This window comes from Secundilactobacillus silagei JCM 19001, assembly GCF_002217945.1.
In the GTDB taxonomy this organism is placed as follows: Bacteria; Bacillota; Bacilli; order Lactobacillales; family Lactobacillaceae; genus Secundilactobacillus; species Secundilactobacillus silagei.
Map to the genome: position 1 here is coordinate 1 of NZ_BCMG01000077.1, position 235 is coordinate 235.

A 235-nucleotide genomic window follows, 5' to 3' on the forward strand; every position below is an offset into this window, starting at 1 on the left:
TGAAACTCAAAGGAATTGACGGGGGCCCGCACAAGCGGTGGAGCATGTGGTTTAATTCGAAGCTACGCGAAGAACCTTACCAGGTCTTGACATACTGTGCTAACCTAAGAGATTAGGCGTTCCCTTCGGGGACGCAGATACAGGTGGTGCATGGCTGTCGTCAGCTCGTGTCGTGAGATGTTGGGTTAAGTCCCGCAACGAGCGCAACCCTTATTGTCAGTTGCCAGCATTTAGT

1 rRNA gene is annotated in these 235 nt (G+C 51.9%); it reads left to right on the plus strand.

Annotated features, from left to right (window positions below):
• Nucleotides 1-235 (plus strand): 16S ribosomal RNA (locus CES79_RS12630); the annotation flags it as partial.